We start from the raw sequence: 1580 nt of genomic DNA on the forward strand, positions 1-1580 counted from the left end.
TAATTCTTTAGTGCTATGAATAGATTTTTCAGCTGTAAAAATTTGATGCAGGCTTTTATCATAGGTTTAGTAATAGCGGTTTCCGGCTTGCTGGGTTGTAAAAAAGTGTTGGATAAGCCGGATCTGGGAGCTATCCCCAGTGGCGAAGTTTGGACAGACCTGAACCTGAGCACCGCATTTCTCAATAATATATATTTCAATGTAATGCCCAACTGGCCGGATGCTACCAGCCACGTTTCCGATGAAGGCGCCGGGGGAGGCAGTACCTTATACGGCCAGCTTACCGTTAATTCAATTACTTACTGGCCTTATGCAGATGTGAGGAGTGTAAACCTCCTGTTGCAACAGGTTCCGGGTGCGCCATTTACTGAAAGCGATAAGAACTCACTGATAGGGCAGGCCCTGTTTCTCCGCGCATGGCTTTATTTCCAGCTGGTAAGCAGGTATGGCGGCGTACCCCTCATTCTTACGCCACAGAACCTGGAAGATAATCTTGCTGTGACACGCAATAAAACATCCGAATGTATCACGCAGATCATAAAAGACCTGGACGATGCCGCAGCATTATTATCCGCAAGCTGGAGTACGGAAAATGCAGGAAGGGTTACACGCGGCGCTGCTTTAGCGCTTAAAGGAAGGGTGTTGCTGCACTATGCCTCCGAGCAGTTTAATCCCGCGCAGGATCAGTCGAGATGGCAAACAGCCTATAACGCCAATAAAGCCGCCATGGATTCGCTGACTAAGTATGGCAATGCACTGATGCCTGATTTCAGGAACCTGTGGTTTGTAGAAGGCAATGGGAACACAGAAGCAATAATGGTTACCCGTTTCAGTTACCCAGGCCGCGCACAAACACATGATGCATCCGTAAGGCCACTGGAAGAATCGCAGAATTTTACGGGTGGCGACCAGCCTTCACTGGAACTGGTAAATGCCTTCCCCATGAAAAACGGGTTGCCGATCACTGCACAGGGATCAGGATATAACCCGCAGGCATACTGGCTTAACCGCGATCCGCGCTTTGCCACCACCGTGGTACATAACGGTGATGCCTGGGCGCTTTCCGGGAAAACAGGCCGTATCCAATGGACGTTCAGCGGGGGAGAAGCCATTAGCGGCACTTTCTCGGGGTTTTACACCAGGAAAACAATCTTTGAAGGGTATAAACCATTTGATGCCGAGCATAGCGGAACAGACTGGATAGAAATAAGAATGGCGGAAGTAATGCTGAACTATGCGGAAGCTGCCAACGAAGCAGGCAACACACAAGTGAGTTATGATATGCTGAAGGCCATCCGGAAAAGAGCGGGAATAGAGGCTGGTACCGATGGTAATTACGGATTAAAGCCTGGTATGATGAAAGTGGAAATGAGAGCAGCTATTCTTATGGAAAGAAGACTGGAACTGGCTTTTGAAGGTAAACGCGACCAGGATCTGAGAAGACGCCGCCTGTACGCGTCAGTATTAAATGGAAAAAAACGTACCGGTCTTGATATCAGGCTGATCAAATTTGGTGGTAAAGCAGCCGATTTCTTTGCGGCTTATGCCACCGGAAACATCAACCTGGCCACGGATTACTT

1 protein-coding gene is annotated in these 1580 nt (G+C 48.6%); it reads left to right on the plus strand.

The genetic code is table 11. The features are described 5' to 3' along the window. Positions 1–15 precede the first annotated feature (15 nt). The coding region (locus VN105_RS12140; RefSeq protein ID WP_325641192.1) for a RagB/SusD family nutrient uptake outer membrane protein at positions 16–1580 on the plus strand (1565 nt) is incomplete at its 3' end.

This window comes from Chitinophaga sp., assembly GCF_035564935.1.
Taxonomy (GTDB): domain Bacteria; phylum Bacteroidota; class Bacteroidia; order Chitinophagales; family Chitinophagaceae; genus Chitinophaga.